The organism is Streptomyces sp. NPDC005962 (genome assembly GCF_040629205.1).
Taxonomy (GTDB): domain Bacteria; phylum Actinomycetota; class Actinomycetes; order Streptomycetales; family Streptomycetaceae; genus Streptomyces.
The window spans coordinates 376,548-391,549 of the sequence record NZ_JBEXVE010000001.1 but is presented as its reverse complement, the minus strand read 5'-3'; the positions used below and the strand labels follow the sequence as shown (position 1 = coordinate 391,549).

Here is a 15,002-nt window from a genome sequence, read left to right as displayed (position 1 = left end):
CCCTCGGAGAAAGGGTGCCGCCCCGCCGTCGTCACTGGACGGTACGACCGACCGGCGCGCGGGGCGCCGAAGCCGATCAGAAGTCCATGTCACCGCCCGGCATGCCGCCCGGGGCGCCCGCCGGAGCGGACTTCTCGGGCTTGTCGGCGATGACGGCCTCGGTGGTGAGGAACAGCGCGGCGATCGACGCGGCGTTCTGCAGCGCGGAGCGCGTGACCTTGGCCGGGTCGATGATGCCCTCGGCGATCAGGTCGATGTACTCGCCGGTCGCGGCGTTGAGGCCGTGACCCGGAGTCAGGTTGCGCACCTTCTCCACCACGACGCCGCCCTCGAGGCCGGCGTTGATGGCGATCTGCTTCAGCGGGGCCTCCAGGGCCAGGCGCACGGCCTGGGCACCGGTGGCCTCGTCACCCTCGAGCTCCAGCTTCTCGAAGACCGAGACGGTCTGGAGCAGGGCCACGCCACCACCGGCGACGATGCCCTCCTCGACGGCGGCCTTGGCGTTGCGCACCGCGTCCTCGATGCGGTGCTTGCGCTCCTTGAGCTCGACCTCGGTCGCGGCACCGGCCTTGATGACGGCCACGCCGCCCGCGAGCTTCGCCAGGCGCTCCTGGAGCTTCTCGCGGTCGTAGTCCGAGTCCGAGTTCTCGATCTCGGCGCGGATCTGGTTGACGCGGCCCTGCACCTGGTCGGTGTCGCCCGCGCCGTCCACGATCGTGGTCTCGTCCTTGGTGACGGTGACCTTGCGAGCGCGACCGAGCAGGTCGAGACCCGCGTTCTCCAGCTTGAGGCCGACCTCCTCGGAGATGACGGTGCCACCGGTGAGGATGGCGATGTCGCCGAGCATGGCCTTGCGGCGGTCACCGAAGCCCGGAGCCTTGACGGCCACGGACTTGAAGGTGCCACGGATCTTGTTGACGACCAGGGTCGCCAGCGCCTCGCCCTCGATGTCCTCGGCGATGATCAGCAGCGGCTTGCCGGACTGCATGACCTTCTCGAGCAGCGGGAGGAGGTCCTTCACGCTGGTGATCTTCGAGTTGACGATCAGGATGTACGGGTCGTCGAGCGACGACTCCATGCGCTCCATGTCCGTCGCGAAGTACGGGGAGATGTAGCCCTTGTCGAAGCGCATGCCCTCGGTGAGCTCAAGCTCGAGCCCGAAGGTCTGCGACTCCTCGACGGTGATGACGCCTTCCTTGCCGACCTTGTCCATCGCCTCGGCGATGAGCTCGCCGATCTGGCTGTCGGCGGCGGAGATGGAGGCGGTGGAGGCGATCTGCTCCTTGGTCTCCACATCCTTGGCCTGCTCAAGGAGCTGGGCGGAGACGGCCTCGACGGCCTTCTCGATGCCGCGCTTGAGGGCCATCGGGTTGGCGCCCGCGGCAACGTTCCGCAGGCCCTCCTTGACCAGCGCCTGGGCGAGGACGGTCGCGGTCGTCGTGCCGTCACCGGCGACGTCGTCCGTCTTCTTCGCGACCTCCTTGACCAGCTCGGCGCCGATCTTCTCGTACGGGTCCTCGAGTTCGATCTCCTTGGCGATGGAAACACCATCGTTGGTGATCGTGGGGGCGCCCCACTTCTTCTCGAGGACGACGTTACGGCCCTTGGGGCCGAGGGTGACCTTGACGGCGTCGGCGAGCTGGTTCATCCCGCGCTCGAGGCCGCGCCGCGCCTCCTCGTCGAACGCGATGATCTTGGCCATGTGAAGTGGTCCTCCCAAGACGGGGTGGATTGCTCCGGACCGCGCCTGGCGCCCGCGACGGACGGCCTGCCTACCGTGCGGTTCCTTGCCCCGCGCGGCGTCGGCTTGCCTCACCGACCCGATCCTTCTGTCACTCTCACCTTCAGAGTGCTAACGCAATAATTAGCACTCGCCCCATGAGAGTGCAAGCGCCCGACGGGCGTCAAGAGAGGCGGCGGGGAGGCGGAGGAGGAGCGGCGGAGGGGCCCCGGAAGAGGCTCGGCGGCCCCGGGACATGCCAGAGGGCCCGCCCCCTCACGGGGTACGGGCCCTCCGGCGTTTCAGTCAGCTGCCTCGCGTTCGGCGCGTCAGCCTACGGCCACGCGGACCATGTCCGCCTGCGGGCCCTTCTGGCCCTGCGAGATCTCGAACTCGACCCGCTGGCCTTCCTCGAGGGTGCGGTAACCGTCCATCTGGATCGCACTGTAGTGGACGAACACATCCGCACCACCGTCGACCGCGATGAAGCCGTACCCCTTCTCCGCGTTGAACCACTTGACGGTGCCCTGAGCCATTCCTAACTCCCCTATTGCTGGCCCTTGCGCAGGACCGCACTCCGCGGACCCGGGTCAGACCTCACCCCCCGAGTCGAGGGAGGTGTGCGCCGGAACGCGTCGACCGCCGCTGAATGTATCCGTCCCAACGCCCTCTGCAACAGGTCAATTGGACGAGAATTCTGGGCACGGCCGATCGGTAAAAAGTGGAGAAGTACCGTGAATTTCGGGCAAGTCCGGCGGGGCAGAGGGTACCAACCCGACAAATCGCGCACACACTTTGCGCACAAGTTGACGAGTTCTCATATGCGGTTCCGGTGCCGGGGCGGAGGAGTGAACTCGGGCCCGTTGGGGAAGCGGGGCCAACTCTATCGCGATTCCACACACGGAATCGCCCCGTCCGCTTGTTCCCGGACGGGGCGATTTCCTCAGGTGAGCGGGGTGATGGGGCGTCAGCAACCAGCCGCGACGGCGGGGTCAGCCACGCGCAACGGCAGGGTCAGCCACCCGCGACCGCGGGGATGATCGACACCCCGGCGCCGTCCGGCGTGGCCGTGCCCAGGCCCTCGGAGAACCGCACGTCGTCGTCGTTGACGTAGACGTTCACGAAGCGGCGCAGCTTGCCGGTGTCGTCCAGGACGCGGGCCGCGATGCCCGTGTGGTTCTTCTCCAGGTCCGCCAGAACCTCGGCGAGGGTCGCGCCCTCGGCACTGACCTCGGCCTGGCCGCCGGTGTAGGTACGCAGGATGGTCGGGATTCGGACGTTGACGCTCATGCGAGGCCTGCCTCTCGGAACGAGTCAAGGGTGGGGCGGATGATGGCGGAGGGGCCCGTGGTGGGGGCCACCGCGTCGAGGGTCTTGAGGCCGTCGCCGGTGTTGAGGACGACGGTCGTCAGGGACGGGTCGAGCAGTCCGTCCTCGATGAGCTTCTTGGTCACGCCGACGGTCACGCCGCCCGCGGTCTCCGCGAAGATCCCCTCGGTGCGGGCGAGCAGCTTGATCGCGTCGACCACCTGCTCGTCGGTGACGTCCTCCACCGCGCCGCCGGTGCGGCGCGCGATGTCGAGGACGTACGGGCCGTCCGCCGGGTTGCCGATGGCCAGCGACTTGGCGATGGTCTTCGGCTTCTGCGGGCGCACCACGTCGTGGCCCGCCTTGAAGGCGGTGGAGACCGGGGAGCAGCCCTCGGCCTGGGCGCCGAAGATCTTGTAGGGCTTGTCCTCGACCAGACCGAGCTTGATCAGCTCCTTGAGCCCCTTGTCGATCTTGGTGAGCTGGGAGCCGGAGGCGATCGGGATGACGATCTGGTCCGGCAGCCGCCAGCCGAGCTGCTCGCAGATCTCGTACGCCAGGGTCTTGGAACCCTCGCCGTAGTACGGCCGCAGGTTGACGTTGACGAAGCCCCAGCCCTCGCCCACGGGGTCGCCGATCAGCTCGCTGCAGAAGCGGTTGACGTCGTCGTACGTGCCCTCGATGCCGACCAGCTCACCGCCGTAGACGGCGGCCATGACGACCTTGCCCGCCTCCAGGTCGTGCGGGATGAACACGCACGAGCGGAAGCCGGAACGGGCGGCCGCGGCTCCCACCGCGCCGGCCAGGTTGCCGGTGGAGGAGCAGGAGAGGGTGGTGAAGCCGAACGTGCGGGCCACCTGGACGGCGATGGCGACGACCCGGTCCTTGAAGGAGTGGGTCGGGTTGCCGGAGTCGTCCTTGACGTGCAGCTCACCGGTGATGCCCAGCTCACGGGCGAGCCGGTCGGCCTTGACGAGCTGGGTGAAGCCCGGGCTCAGACTGGGGAAGGTGGCCACGTCGGCGGGGACGGGCAGCAGCGGCGCGTAGCGCCAGATGTTGTCGGGACCGGCCTCGATCTGCTTCCGCAGCCCCTCCGGGTCGCCGCCGGGCAGCTCGTACGCCACCTCCAGCGGCCCGAAACACGACTCGCACGCGAAGATCGGGCCGAGATCGAAGCGCTCACCGCACTCGCGGCAGGACAGGGCGACGGCGGGGCCGAAAGCGGAGGCAGCGGAAGTGGTTGAGCTTTCGACGGATTGCACAGCCATGGAGGCGAGGCCCTTTCTCCTCATCTTCCTCGGGACGCATTTCGCCACGAGACGGAATTGGCACCTTCCCGAGCCGGGAGCCTCGCTACAGAACGCGAGACCGGCTGGATGGTTGCCGGGGCTTCAACGGGCCGTTCCCTCTGCCCCTCTGGATGAGCGGTATGGCCGCCGGGCCGGACCCGGGGCGTTTGTCCGCACGGTGCCCCCGACATACGAAGGTCATGTGCGCTGTTCAAGACTGTAACCGACGGCCCGGAGGGTTGAGCCAGCCGTCCGAACCGCGAGATGGATCACAACGATCACTCCGAGCGATCACAGCAGGGAGACAAAACAGGTGCTGGATGAGGTGGAGCGCTGGCTGGAGCGCCGCTCCTGGTCGGCCGACGACCGTCCGCTGGACCGCCTGCTGGCCGCGAAGCGCGACACGGCGGCGAGCGTCAGTGTGGTGCTGCCCGCGCTGAACGAGGAGGCGACCGTCGGCGAGATCGCCGCCGCGATCCGCCGCGATCTGATGACCGAGGCCGTGCCGCTCGTCGACGAGCTGGTGGTGCTGGATTCCGGTTCCACGGACCGCACCGCCGAGGTCGCCGCGGCCGCCGGGGCGAGGGTGGTGCACCGCGACGCGCTGCTGCCCCGGCTGCCCGCGCTGCCCGGCAAGGGCGAGGTGCTGTGGCGGTCGCTGCTGCCGACCAGCGGCGACATCGTCTGCTTCATCGACGCCGACCTGCGCGAATTCGACGCGCGCTTCGTCTCCGGGATCATCGGGCCGCTGCTCACCGAGCCCGGGGTGCAGCTGGTCAAGGGCATGTACGACCGGCCGCTGCGGGACACCGCGGGCCAGGGCGGACGCGTCACCGAGCTGGTCGCCCGGCCGCTGCTCAACCTGCACTGGCCGCAGCTGGCCGGGTTCGTCCAGCCGCTGGGCGGCGAGTACGCGGCCCGGCGCTCGCTGCTGGAGCGGCTGCCGTTCCCCGTCGGGTACGGGGTCGAGCTGGGCCTGCTCGTCGACTCGCTGCACACGGTCGGGCTCGACGCCCTCGCCCAGGTCGACATCGGCGTACGCAAGCACCGGCACCAGGACGGCAAGGCGCTCGGCCGGATGGCCGCGGCGATCTACCGCACCGCCCAGCTGCGGCTGGCCCGCGGCCATCTGGTGCGGCCGCGGCTGACCCAGTTCGAGCGCGGCGAGAACGGCTTCGAGCCGCGGACCTGGGAGGTGGACACGGAGGAGCGGCCGCCGATGATCGAGATCCCGGAGTACGCGGAGCGGCGCGCGGCGTAGCCCTCACGTAACCCTCGCGGGCATAAGAAACCGTACGTACGTTTGCGCGCGGTGCCCGATGGCTAGGCTCGCGACATGGCCGTTGAGCGCAGCGCACCGATCCTCGTCGCGTCCAACCGCGGCCCGGTCTCGTACGCGCTGGGCGAGGACGGTTCGCTCACCCCCAATCGCGGGGGCGGCGGGCTGGTCTCCGGGCTGAGCGCGATCGGGCCCGACGCGGGAGCGGTCTGGGTGTGCGCCGCGCTCGGCGACGGCGACCGCGAGGCGGCGCGGCGCGCCGGGACCGGCCACCTGCCCACCGCCGACACCGGCGGCCAGCAGGTACCGCCACACCGGACATCCCCGCAGGACGGGACCGGCCACCTGCCCACCGCCCACACCGGCGGCCAGCAGGTGCGGATGCTGGACATCGCGCCGGATGTCTTCGCCGCGGCGTACAACGGCGTCGCGAACTCGGTGCTGTGGTTCGTCCACCACCTGCTCTACCAGACCCCGGTCGAGCCGGTCTTCGACGCGGAGTTCCGCGCCCAGTGGGCGGCGTACGAGACGTACAACGCGGCCTTCGCCGACGCGCTCGCCCAGGAGGCGGCCGAGGGTGCGGTCGTGCTGGTGCAGGACTACCACCTGGCGCTGGTCCCCGGGCTGCTCCGGGCCCGCCGCCCCGACCTGCGGATCGGCCACTTCTCGCACACCCCCTGGGCGCCCCCGGACTACTACCGGCTGCTGCCGGACGACGTCGCCGCGGGCGTACTGCGCGGCATCCTCGGCGGCGACCGCGCCGCCTTCCTCACCGGGCGCTGGGCCGCCGCGTTCGCCGACTGCTGCGCGGCGGTGCTGGGCGCGGAGGTCGTCCGGGGGCCGGACGGCGCCGCGGCCGCCGTGCGCTTCGAGGGCCGGGAGACCCGGCTCGGGGTCCACGGCCTCGGCGCCGACGCCGACTTCCTGCGGGAGCGGTCGCGGGCGGCCGACGTGGACGAGCGGCTGGCGGCGCTGCGCGAGCAGATCGGCCCCGGCCGGAAGACGATCGTCCGGGTGGATCGCACCGAGCTGTCCAAGAACATCGTGCGCGGGCTGCTGGCGTACCGCCGTCTGCTGCAGACCCGCCCCGAGTGGCGCGAGCGCGTCGTCCACGTGGCCTTCGCCTACCCGTCGCGCCAGGACCTCGCCGTCTACCGCGACTACACCGAGCGGGTGCGGGTGCTCGCCGAGGAGATCAACGCGGAGTACGGCACGGAGGGCTGGCAGCCGGTCGCGCTCCATGTGAAGGACGACTTCGCGCGCTCGCTGGCCGCGTACCGGCTGGCCGACGTCGCCCTCGTCAACCCCATCCGGGACGGGATGAACCTGGTCGCCAAGGAGATCCCGGTCGTCTCCGAGCGGGGCTGCGTGCTGGTGCTGTCCCGGGAGGCGGGGGCGTACGAGGAGCTGGGCGCGGACGCGGTGGTGGTGAACCCGTACGACATCGAGGGCACCGCCCGCGCCCTCGACGAGGCCCTGCGAACCCCGGACGCCGACCGCACGGACCGCACAAAGCGCCTGGCAGCGGCAGCCACAGCCCTCCCACCCCGAGACTGGTTCCTCACCCAGCTGCGAGCCCTGGAGCAACAGGCCTAGGGCCCCACCCCGCCCCTCCCCGAAACCGGGGCCCGCCCCGGACCCCGGCACCCCGATTCCCCGGGCTCCGCCCCGGACCCCGTGCGAGCACACCGCCAACCACCACCGGGCTCCGCCCAGACCCGGGCACAGTGCGCGGGCTCCGCCCCGAACGCCACCCAGCGGACCTCACCCTGAACCGTCGCCGACAAGCAGAGCGCCGCCAGGGCAAACCGCCGGGGCACCGTTCCCCGGCTCCACCCCAGTCCATCCCGGGCGCCGCCCGCCGGGCTTCGCCCGCGCCTTCCCGACGCCGGGGCACCAGCCCGGCGCTCACGCGCGGGGGCGTCGCGCCCACCAGCGACGGGGGTCCAGGGGGCCTGCCCCCTGGTTACGGGAAGGGGCGGGGTCGGGGACACTCAGCGCCCCGCCACGCCCAGCGCCGCCAGCCCCGACACAGCTCGCGGGTCCCGCGCCTCGTCGCCGAGCGGCGTCACCCCGCCGACGGCAGGGCGGGTGGGGGTGCAGGGGCCTGCCCCCTGGTTACGGGAAGGGGCGGGGTGGGGAAAGCTCAGGGCATTGCCTCGGCCAGTGACTTCAGCAGGGCCACCACCCCCGCCGGGCCGTCCACCACCAGGTCCGCGCGCTCCGCCAGTGCCGTGACCTCCGTGCTGCCGCTGCACACCAGCACGCCCGGCACCCCTTCCTTCCGCAACCGCTCCACCGCCGCGAACGCGGCCAGGTCGCCGAGGTCGTCGCCCGCATAGAGCACCGCGCCCGCGGACGTCTCGCGGACGTACTCCAGCAGCGCGACGCCCTTGTCCATGCCCGGCGGGCGCAGTTCCAGGACCAGCCGGCCCGGTTCGACGATCAGGCCGTGGCGCTCGGCCAGCGCGTTCAGCGGGGCGCGGAGCTGGTCGAAGGCGGCCTGGGGGTCCTCGGTGCGGCGGGTGTGGACGGCGACGGCGCGGCCCTTGTCCTCGGTCCAGGTGCCGTGCCACGCGCCGTTCGCCGCCAGGACGCCCGGCAGTTCGGAGCGGACGGCGGCGATGCCGGGGTGCGGTTCGGGGGCCTGGACCGCGCGGCTGGACGCGTCCCAGCGCTCGGCGCCGTAGAGGCCGAGGACGACGAGGTTGGCCGGGGCCCCGCCGCCCCCGAAGCCGCCGTAGCGGACGGCGACTTCGGCCGGGCGGCCGGTGATCACCGCGAGGGAGCGCAGCCGGGGGCCCAGGGCGGAGAGGGCCGGGACGGCGCCGGGGTGGGCGCGGGCCTGGTCGGGGTCGGGGACGATGTCGGCGAGGGTGCCGTCGAAGTCGACCCCGACGACGGCCCGGTCGGGCCGTTCCAGGAGGGCGGCGAGGCCCTGACGTCCGGCGGCGGTGACGGGTACGGGAAGGGGGTGGCTGCCCATGCGGCGACCCTACCCGCACCCGTCCGCCACCACCCGTACCGACGACCAGCGTCGGCCACCCGGGAACGAACCCGGGAACTCAGCGGCGTTCGCGGCGTTCGTCCCGTAGGCGGCGGAGGCGGTTGACGGTCACCGGGTCGTGCTCCAGCGCGCGGGGGTCGTCCAGCAGGGCGTTGAGCAGCTGGTAGTAGCGGGTCGGGGTGATGCCGAGCCGCTCCCGTATGGCCCGCTCCTTGGCGCCCGGGCCCGGCCAGCCGCCGCGCTCCACGGCGAGCACGGCCAGGTCCTGCTCGGAGAGTGGTTCGGTGGTCACGAGTTGGCCGTCTCCATGGCGTCCGCCGTGCGCTGGATCTCGCCGAGGACGCTCGCCGGGTCCCCGCCGCTGGTCACCGTCGAGCCGATCTTCTCCTTGACCATCTTGCTGATGGTCGGCCAGGAGGTCTTGTCCGCCGGGTAGAACTGGGCCCTGTCCATCTGATCGAGGAAGCGCCACAGCTTCTTGTGCTCCTTCTCCCGCCGCATCGTCGCGGAGACGGACGTGGTGACCGGCAGCAGATCGTACTGGTCGGCGAAGTCGAGCACATTCTTGTCCTGGTAGACGAAGTCGAGGAAGTCGCCGATCTGCTTCCGTCTCCCGTTCGCATTGAAGGCCATGAGCCAGTCGGCGACGCCCATCGTCGAGGACGACTTGCCGTCGCGGCCGGGCAGCGGGGCGGTGGCGTACTCGATGTCATGGCCGGACGCCTGCCGCATCAGGGTGGGGTGGCCGTTGAGCATGCCGACCTCGCCCCGGGTGAAGGCGTTGAAGACGTCCTGGCGGTTGGTGCGGGCCGGGGAGCGCGGGCCGGTGAGGCCCTCGCCGACCAGCTCGTCCCGCAGCCATTCGAACGTCTCGATGTTGGCGGTGGAGTCGATGGTGTAGCTGCCGTTGGTGTCGGTGTAGCCGCCCCCGCCGCCGAGCATCCACATCAGGGTCTCGGCCTGCGTCTCCTCGGGGCCGAGCGGAAGCCCGTAGGGCATCTTCACCCCGGCCGACTTGAGCTTGCGCGCGGCGTCCTTCAGCTCCGCCCAGCTCTTGGGCGCGGCGGATATGCCCGCCTCGTCGAACAGCTTCTTGTTGTAGAAGAGCAGCCGTGCGCTGGAGACGAAGGGCAGCCCGTACAGCACCCGGCTGACCTCGCCCGCCTGGGCGATCGAGGTGATGAACGCGGCCTGGGTGGGGATGGAGAGCATCTGGTCGGCGCGGTAGAGCTTGCCCGCGGCGGCGTAGTCGGCGTACGCGCCGATCTGCGCGATGTCCGGGCTGTCGCCGTCCTTGACCATCTCGGCGACCTTCTTGTCGACTTCGGTCCAGCTGTAGACCTTGACGTCGACCTTGGTACCGCCGTCCTTGGCCTCGAAGGCCCGGGCCAGCTTGTCCCAGTACTTCTGGGAGGTGTTCTCGGCGCTGTCGCCGTAATCCGCCGCGACCACCTTCAGGACGTTCCCGTCCGATCCGGAGCTATCGCTTCCGCACGCCGACAGGGTGGGCATCGCCACCGCCGTCGCGGCCCCAGCCGTCGTCAGACTCAAGAACCGTCGCCGCTGCACTGCGATTTCCCACCCTATGGCTTGATTCATCCTCCGCGATGCCTCTCGCGAAGGTCGAGCGAGTTTGCCTTGTAAACCTCCACAAGGTCTACACCGTGGGCGTATCGCTTCGGTATCGGGCCTCTTCTTGCCAGGTCAGACGTATCGCATACCCCTACGTGGGATGCGTCACGTCATCACAACTCGCTTACTCGTACAGGGGACCCGCCCGGCGAGTGGACTAGACCTCTTGAGGGGGATCGCGGGAGACTGTCCCCCGTGAGACACGTCATCGCCCTCGATGTGGGCGGCACCGGCATGAAGGCCGCCCTGGTCGGGGCGGACCGCACACTCCTCCACGAGGCCAGGCGGCCCACCGGGCGGGAGCACGGCCCCGATGCCGTCGTCGGCGCGATCCTCGACTTCGCCGCCGAGCTGCGCGCCCTCGGCGAGCGGCGGTTCGGCGAACCGGCCGCGGCCGCCGGGGTCGGTGTGCCCGGCGTACTGGACCAGGAGCGCGGCGTCGCCGTCTTCGCCGCCAACCTCGGCTGGCGCGACGTACCGCTGCGCGCGCTGCTGTCCGAGCGGCTGGGCGGCGTCCCGGTCGCCCTCGGGCACGACGTCCGCACGGGCGGGCTGGCCGAGGGGCGGCTGGGGGCGGGCCGGGGCGCCGACCGGTTCCTGTTCGTGTCGGTGGGCACCGGGATCGCGGGCGCCATCGGCATCGAGGGCCGTCTCGAACCCGGGGCCAACGGCTCCTCCGGCGAGGTCGGCCACATCGTCGTACGGCCCGGCGGCGCCCGGTGCGGCTGCGGCCAGTCCGGCTGCCTGGAGACGCTGGCCTCGGCTGCCGCCGTAGGCCGCGCCTGGGCGGCGGCCGGGGGCGGACCCGGCGCCGACGCGGCCGACTGCGCCAAGGCCGTCGAGTCCGGCGACCCGCGGGCCGTGGCGGTGTGGCGGGAGACGACCGGCGCGCTCGCCGACGGTCTGGTGACCGCCCTCACCCTGCTGGACCCCGAGCTGCTGATCATCGGCGGCGGGCTCGCCGAGGCCGGGGAGACGCTGTTCACCCCGCTGCGCGCGGCGGTCGAGGAGCGGATCACGTTCCAGAAGCTCCCCCGCATCGTCCCCGCCGCCCTCGGGGACACCGCCGGATGCCTGGGCGCGAGCCTGCTCGCCTGGGACCTCGTCGCCGAGCAGGCGGAGCAGGGAGAGCACGCCGCACAGGCCGAGCACGCCGGGCAGACCGAGCAAGCCGCGCACGCCGCACAGCCCGCCGCACAGGCCGAACAGCCCGCGCAGTCGCCCACGTCCCCCTCACCACCCCACGCGCAGCCCGCGCAGTCCACGGAGGTATCCGGCTGATGATCCAGCGAACGGTTCTCACAGGCGCCCGGGTGGCGCTGCCGTCCGGGGTGGTCACGGACGCGACGCTGACGGTCGAGGGCACCCGCATCGCGGGAACGGCACACGACCGCGACCCCGGACGTGACGGGGATGCCGTACGCGATCTGTCCGGCTGCTGGATCGTCCCCGGCTTCGTGGACATCCATCTGCACGGCGGCGGCGGCGCCTCGTTCTCCACGGGCACCGCCGAGGAGGCGCTGACCGTCATCCGGACGCACCGCGCGCACGGCACCACCACGATGCTCGCCTCCACCGTCACCGGCGACCTCGACGACCTCGCCCGGCAGGCGGCGGTCCTCTCCGAGCTGACCGAGGACGGCGAGCTGGCGGGCGTCCACTTCGAGGGCCCGTTCATCTCCCCGCACCGCTGCGGCGCCCACCAGCCGTCGCTGCTGCGCGACCCCGACCCGGCGGACGTACGCAAACTGATCGACGCGGCGCGCGGCACCGCGCGCATGATGACGCTCGCGCCCGAGCTGCCGGGCGGGCTGGAGTCCGTCCGGCTGCTGGCCGACAGCGGCGTCCTGGCGGCCGTCGGCCACACCGACTCGACGTACGAGGCGACCCGGGACGCCGTGGAGGCGGGCGCGACCGTGGCGACCCACCTGTTCAACGCGATGCCGTCGCTGCTGCACCGCGAGCCCGGCCCGGTGGCCGCGCTGCTGGAGGACGAGCGGATCACCGTCGAGCTGATCAACGACGGCACGCATCTGCACCCCGCCGTGCTGCAGCTCGCCTTCCGGCGCGCGGGCGCGGACCGGGTCGCCTTCATCACCGACGCGATGGGCGCGGCGGGCATGAGCGACGGAAGCTATCCGCTCGGCCCGATGGAGGTCGAGGTCAAGGACGGCGTGGCGCGGATCAGCGACGGACCCACGGCCGGGTCCATCGCGGGCTCCACCCTCACCCTCGACCACGCCTTCCGGCGGGCCGTCACGGTCGACGGCCTCGGCGTGGACCAGGCGGTCCGGGCGCTGTCCACGACCCCCGCGAGGGTGCTGGGGCTGGCGGACCGGGTGGGGTCGCTGGAGGCGGGCAAGGACGCGGATCTCGTCGTCCTCGACGCGGACTTCCGGCCGCGGGGCGTGATGCGGCGCGGCGACTGGGTGGTCGACCCCGGCTAGGCGGACACCCCCTGGGCAACGCCGCCGCGCTGACCTCAATTGGCCGATTCCGCGCCATGATTGGGCGTCCCGGTCATCCCAAAAGGCTGGGACGGACGCCGCGCCTTTGACATGATCGCTCACGCGCGGGCGCCGCACGGCCCCCGGCCACACGCTTCAGCACAGGAATCTCCGTCCGGCGGGGGGACGGGAGAGGAGATGCCGGGTGATCCTGACGGTCACGCTCAACACCGCCCTCGACATCACCTACCGGGTGCCCCGACTGCGCCCCCACACCGGCCACCGCGTGACCGAGGTCACCGAACGGCCCGGCGGCAAGGGCATCAACGTCGCGCGGGTCCTCGCCGCCCTCGGGCACCACACCACCGTCACCGGCTTCGCCGGAGGGGTGACCGGCACGGTGGTCCGCGAGCTGCTCGCCGCGGACGAACCGGCGCGAGCACCCGGGCGGATCACCGACGCGCTGGTGCCGATCGCCGGGAGCACCCGGCGCACCCTCGGCGTCGTCGACACAGCGTCGGGCGACACCACCCAGCTCAACGAGGCCGGACCCGCCGTCACCGGCGCCGAATGGGCCGCCTTCATGGACGCCTACGCGCGGCTGCTGCGCGAGGCCTCGGCGGTCGCGCTGTGCGGCAGCCTGCCGCCGGGCGTCCCGGTCGGTACGTATGCCCAGCTCATCCGCGAGGCCCGGACGGCGGGCGTCCCCACCCTGCTGGACACCAGCGGCGAACCGCTGCGCCGCGGCGTCGCCGCCCGCCCCGACATCGTCAAGCCGAACGCCGAGGAGCTGGCCGGGCTCACCGGCTCCACCGAGCCGCTGCGCGCCGCACGCGACGCCCGGCGGCGCGGGGCGCGCGCGGTGGCCGCCTCGCTCGGCGCGGACGGACTGCTCGCGATCACCGCCCAGGGTGCCTGGCGCGCGGTCCCGCCGGAGCGTCTGAAGGGCAATCCGACGGGCGCGGGGGACGCGGCGGTGGCGGGGCTGCTGTCCGGGCTGGTGGACGAGGTGCCCTGGCCCGAGCGGATAGCGCGCGCGGTGGCCCTTTCGGCGGCGGCCGTGCGGGCACCGGCGGCGGGCGAGTTCGACCCGGCGGTCTACGCGGAGCTGCTGGGCCGGATCGAGGTAACCGAGCACCCGACGGCGCTCTGAGGGGTGAGGCACCCGGCGGCGGTCTGAGGCCGAGGCACCCCACGGCGGCCACAGCGGCCTGAGGGGCTGACGCATCCGCGTGCGGCGGCGGGACGACCCCGCCGCCGCGTCCGACGTCAGCCCTTCTTCAGCCACATCTGGTCGAGGTTGACGTCACACTTGTCGCCGTCGCCGCAGGACAGGGTGATCGTGTTGCTGCCCTGGCTGAGCTGGACGATGGACCACGAGGTCGTCCACCCCTTCTCGAAGTCGCCCTTGGGCGCGTTCGAGAAGTTCTTCATGCTGATCGGCCGGGTCGACTTCTTGCCGTTGACCGTCAGCGACATGCTCTGGTCCTCGCCGGGCACGCCGTAGTGCACGTACAGCCGGTAGGACTTGGCGCGGTCGACGTCCACGTCCCAGGTCGCCGAGGCGCCGGGGTTGTTGAAGCCGCCGACGTACGTGCCGCCCTTGGCTTCGGCGCCCTTGATGTCGCTCGCCGGGGCCGCGCCACCGCCGAGCGACATGTTGGCCGCGTCCTCCGTGGGCAGCTTGCCGCCGGGCTTCTTGGAGGGCTCCGGCTTGTCGCTGGGCTCGACGCTGGACCCCGCCGTGGGCTGTCCGCCCGCCTGGTTGCCCTGGTCGCCCTTCTCGTCATCACCGTTGGTGATCATCGCGACGCCGATGCCGACGACGACCACCGCGACCACGGCGATGGCGCCGATCAGCAGCCCCCGGCTGTTGGGGCCTCGGCCACCGCCGCCACCGCGCGAGGCGCCGGGCTGACGGGGGCTGCCGCCGCCGGGCAGCGTCTCGGGGGCGGCGTAGTGGGCGTTCTGCCGACCGTAGGGCTGCTGGCCCTGCTGGCCGTGTCCCTGCTGGCCCTGCTGTCCCGGCTGCCCGTAGCCCTGCGGCTGCTGGTTCGGGATCTGCTGGCCGTAGTTGCGCTCACCGACCGCGCGGACGTGGTTGTACGAAGTGCGCGGCACCCCCGGCTGGTGCGGGGCGGCCGGACCGGGGTAGCCATACCCACCGGTACGGGCGGGACCCGGCTGACCCGACTGGCCGCCCTGATCGCCCTCCGAGCGGTACAGATAGGCGAACGGGTCGTCGTTCTCCGGTGTGTCCGAGCCGTTGTTGCCGGCCGTCATCCCTGGTCACTCCCCTATGCATATGGCCATCGGCGCT

At 72.0% G+C, this 15,002-nt stretch carries 12 protein-coding genes, 1 pseudogene and 1 riboswitch; of the genes and pseudogenes, 5 read left to right on the top strand and 8 right to left on the bottom strand.

Annotated features, from left to right (window positions below; genetic code table 11):
- Positions 1 to 76: 76 nt before the first annotated feature.
- From groL to thrC, 4 genes are all read right to left on the bottom strand, one after another.
- On the bottom strand, positions 77 to 1,702 hold the full coding sequence (groL, locus tag ABZ370_RS01900) for a chaperonin GroEL (RefSeq protein ID WP_358615098.1): 1,626 nt from the start codon (positions 1,700 to 1,702) through the stop codon (positions 77 to 79).
- Positions 1,703 to 2,049: 347 nt separating this feature from the next.
- Entirely contained in the window at positions 2,050 to 2,256 is a 207-nt protein-coding gene (locus ABZ370_RS01895; protein WP_009716982.1) for a cold-shock protein, read from the bottom strand.
- 478 nt (positions 2,257 to 2,734) lie between these two features.
- Positions 2,735 to 3,010, bottom strand: a complete 276-nt coding sequence (locus ABZ370_RS01890; RefSeq protein WP_358615095.1) for a MoaD/ThiS family protein — start codon at positions 3,008 to 3,010, stop codon at positions 2,735 to 2,737.
- On the bottom strand, positions 3,007 to 4,296 hold the full coding sequence (gene thrC / locus ABZ370_RS01885) for a threonine synthase (protein ID WP_358615093.1): 1,290 nt from the start codon (positions 4,294 to 4,296) through the stop codon (positions 3,007 to 3,009). Before thrC ends, ABZ370_RS01890 begins: the two co-directional genes overlap by 4 nt.
- A 17-nt stretch (positions 4,297 to 4,313) precedes the next feature.
- Positions 4,314 to 4,455, bottom strand: a riboswitch (SAM riboswitch).
- A 175-nt stretch (positions 4,456 to 4,630) separates the two neighbouring features.
- Between thrC and ABZ370_RS01880 the strand changes: the two genes are divergently transcribed.
- Positions 4,631 to 5,578 (top strand): glucosyl-3-phosphoglycerate synthase, encoded by a 948-nt coding sequence (locus ABZ370_RS01880; protein WP_358615091.1) that lies wholly within the window; start codon positions 4,631 to 4,633, stop codon positions 5,576 to 5,578.
- Positions 5,579 to 5,653: 75 nt separating this feature from the next.
- The gene (locus tag ABZ370_RS01875; RefSeq protein WP_358615089.1) at positions 5,654 to 7,192 is read left to right on the top strand and encodes a trehalose-6-phosphate synthase; all 1,539 of its coding nucleotides are present in this window, start codon (positions 5,654 to 5,656) and stop codon (positions 7,190 to 7,192) included.
- 550 nt (positions 7,193 to 7,742) lie between these two features.
- Here ABZ370_RS01875 and otsB read toward each other — a convergent pair.
- The 3 genes from otsB to ABZ370_RS01860 form a co-directional block, all read right to left on the bottom strand.
- On the bottom strand, positions 7,743 to 8,582 hold the full coding sequence (gene otsB, locus ABZ370_RS01870) for a trehalose-phosphatase (RefSeq protein WP_358615087.1): 840 nt from the start codon (positions 8,580 to 8,582) through the stop codon (positions 7,743 to 7,745).
- A gap of 79 nt (positions 8,583 to 8,661) precedes the next feature.
- A complete protein-coding gene (locus ABZ370_RS01865; protein WP_358615085.1) occupies positions 8,662 to 8,895 on the bottom strand; it encodes a DUF3263 domain-containing protein in 234 nt (77 codons plus the stop codon).
- Complete coding sequence (locus ABZ370_RS01860; protein ID WP_358615083.1) at positions 8,892 to 10,172, bottom strand: extracellular solute-binding protein; 1,281 nt, start codon at positions 10,170 to 10,172, stop codon at positions 8,892 to 8,894. The genes ABZ370_RS01865 and ABZ370_RS01860 overlap by 4 nt, the downstream gene beginning before the upstream one ends.
- Before the next feature lie 258 nt (positions 10,173 to 10,430).
- Between ABZ370_RS01860 and ABZ370_RS01855 the strand changes: the two are divergent.
- From ABZ370_RS01855 to ABZ370_RS01845, 3 genes and pseudogenes are all read left to right on the top strand, one after another.
- Positions 10,431 to 11,345, top strand: a pseudogene (locus tag ABZ370_RS01855) (ROK family protein); the annotation flags it as partial.
- Between the two features lie 170 nt (positions 11,346 to 11,515).
- Positions 11,516 to 12,682, top strand: coding sequence for an N-acetylglucosamine-6-phosphate deacetylase (nagA, locus tag ABZ370_RS01850; protein ID WP_358615081.1), 1,167 nt, complete (start codon positions 11,516 to 11,518; stop codon positions 12,680 to 12,682).
- Positions 12,683 to 12,887: 205 nt separating this feature from the next.
- A complete protein-coding gene (locus ABZ370_RS01845) occupies positions 12,888 to 13,835 on the top strand; it encodes a 1-phosphofructokinase family hexose kinase (RefSeq protein ID WP_358615079.1) in 948 nt (315 codons plus the stop codon).
- Between the two features lie 116 nt (positions 13,836 to 13,951).
- Here ABZ370_RS01845 and ABZ370_RS01840 read toward each other — a convergent pair whose 3' ends face one another.
- Entirely contained in the window at positions 13,952 to 14,965 is a 1,014-nt protein-coding gene (locus ABZ370_RS01840) for a carbohydrate-binding protein (RefSeq protein ID WP_358615077.1), read from the bottom strand.
- Between the last annotated feature and the right edge of the window lie 37 nt (positions 14,966 to 15,002).